Source organism: Cytobacillus sp. Bac17 (genome assembly GCF_024519925.1).
GTDB lineage: Bacteria > Bacillota > Bacilli > Bacillales > Cytobacillaceae > Cytobacillus > Cytobacillus pseudoceanisediminis.
Map to the genome: position 1 here is coordinate 1 of NZ_JALJRC010000128.1, position 327 is coordinate 327.

The 327-nt window shown below is 49.2% G+C and carries 1 protein-coding gene; it reads right to left on the reverse strand.

Annotated features, from left to right (window positions below):
* Window positions 1-3: 3 nt before the first annotated feature.
* The coding region (locus tag NR125_RS30390; RefSeq protein ID WP_256816913.1) for a hypothetical protein at window positions 4-327 on the reverse strand (324 nt) is incomplete at its 5' end.

Consider the following 327-nt stretch of genomic DNA (forward strand, 5'->3'; position numbering starts at 1 on the left):
GTTTTAAATCGCCAATATTGACGATTGTTTCCTTTTTTCCCTCCAAATCCATTTTCCCTTCTTCCCCCTTTTTCTTCTTCCTCTCCTTCTCTCTTCCTTCCTCTTCTTTCCCCCCCCCCCTTCCTTCCCCCCCTCCCTCCTCTCTTTTTTCTTCCCTTTCTTCTCTTTCCCCTTCTTTTTCTTTCTCCTCCCCTCCTTCCTCTTCCCTTCCTCCCTTCCCTTCCTCCCTTCCTTCCCTTTCCTCTTTTTCCTCCTTCCCCTTCCCCTCTTTCTTTTCCTCCCTTCCCTCTTCTCTTCTTTCCTTTCTTCCCTCCCCCCTTTCCTTCC